At 32.5% G+C, this 1,761-nt stretch carries 3 protein-coding genes; all 3 read left to right on the forward strand.

What is annotated here, in order from left to right; translation table 11 throughout:
* Positions 1–219: CPBP family glutamic-type intramembrane protease (locus CD30_RS20470; RefSeq protein ID WP_328286149.1), on the forward strand; the 219-nt coding region annotated here is incomplete at its 5' end.
* Positions 220–281: 62 nt separating this feature from the next.
* Positions 282–551, forward strand: a complete 270-nt coding sequence (locus CD30_RS19675; RefSeq protein ID WP_052126330.1) for a hypothetical protein — start codon at positions 282–284, stop codon at positions 549–551.
* A gap of 137 nt (positions 552–688) precedes the next feature.
* Positions 689–1,678, forward strand: coding sequence for a helix-turn-helix transcriptional regulator (locus CD30_RS19000; RefSeq protein WP_036180720.1), 990 nt, complete (start codon positions 689–691; stop codon positions 1,676–1,678).
* Positions 1,679–1,761: the final 83 nt, after the last annotated feature.

Consider the following 1,761-nt stretch of genomic DNA (forward strand, 5'->3'; position numbering starts at 1 on the left):
TATTTTCATGCCAGGGTTGGGTGTGAAAAACTCATGACTGTTTTTATTTGTTTAATGCTTGGGTGGGTTGAAATAAAAGTTCATACAGATTTGAATTACCTATTACTGAGTATTTTGATTTTATTTATAACTGTATTATTGATAGAAGCATTACCCGAAGAACTGATTTTTAGAGGATATATATATCGTTACTTAATACATTATTCCCTCATTGGATAACAATCATTTTACAATCATTGTTGTTTTCATTATTTGCTTAATTTATTGGGGCAATGTATTCTGTGGAACAGCTTCAATTTATCCCTGGTTTTGCAATTATTTTAGGTTTGTTCAGGGCGATATCGGGAAATGTGTGGACATCAATTGGATTTCATGTTGCAATTATGACAGCAACACAGATTTTAGGACCTATTCAAGGACATTTTGATGTAAGCGGAACTTTTACACTTCGGTTTTTTGCATTTATTTTGCTACCAAGTGTTGTTGGATCGACTGTATTGTCATTTATTTATTCAAACCACAATTGGAGTAAAAAAGAACCTTTAAATTAAATAAAACAAGATGGGTTTCTTCAACGAACGGGGTGCAGTACCTTCTTAAATAAGGAAGGCGTCTATTTTCATTAACCTTTTAAAATAATAGTAGAAATTGAACTCGTTCTTATAAAGTGAACAATGAGGTGACTTTTATGTCCAAGATTGACAATATGATGCAGATTCTATGGATGTTGAATTCAGGCAGGAAAATTACCGCAAAACAAATATCTGAGAAGTTAGAGATTAATATAAGGACTGTTTACCGTTATATTGATGCTCTTTCTGCAAGTGGTATTCCTATTATATCTGACACAGGTCATAATGGGGGGGATACCCTACTGAATAATTTTATTAAAAGTCCTCTTTTTTTTGATGTCGATGAGCAAACTGCATTACTTCATGCTGCTGTTCTTGCAAAAGAATCTGGATATTTTTTAGGGGAGGCATTGGACAAAGCAACATCAAAGCTTAAAATGTATTCAAATCAAGAGCAGGAAAGAATGATTAAGCAACACTTGGAAGGGCTCGGAGTAATAAGTCCAATTGGAAAATCATTTATGGAGCCCATATTGAAGAAGTTAGAACAAGGTATAGTTAACGAATCCTCTGTAGAAATTGAATATCATACAAGTCGTGAAGAGCAATCTAAGCGTAGGATTGTAGATCCTTATGGGATTGTTTTTTGGAATAGTAATTGGTATGTCATTGCATTTTGTCATCTAAGGAATGAAATCCGTAGTTTTAGAGTAGGGCGAATTATTAGTATTAACCAAACAGAAATTAAATTCAATCGACCACAATTATTTTCGGCGAGTGAATTTTTTATGAAAAGCCTATTCCCAGAAGTAGAAGATAAGCAAGGACTTATACCTTTAATTGTAGGTGGTAAGACAAGTGCGTTAGATGACTTATGCCAGCATTGGTTTTTAGGACATCATTTCAAAGAACGAACTTCAAAAAAAGCAATATTTCTACTAGAAGAAGAAGCATTACATACGTATGTACCATTTTTACTTTTACCCTTTGGCAAATCTATTGAAGTTATTGAACCAATAAGTTTGAAGCAAAAGATTATAGAAGTTCTATATGAGCTAATTAATTATTATCAAGTTGAAATCTTTACTGACGGAAGATGTCAGTAAAGATTTTTTATAATAGGATATATCGATTAATTACAAAAGCACAGTGGTGAAATGTCAACCAGAAAAAACATTAAAATTGGAAA

Origin of the sequence: Ureibacillus massiliensis 4400831 = CIP 108448 = CCUG 49529 (genome assembly GCF_000772965.1) — a bacterium.
In the GTDB taxonomy this organism is placed as follows: domain Bacteria; phylum Bacillota; class Bacilli; order Bacillales_A; family Planococcaceae; genus Ureibacillus; species Ureibacillus massiliensis.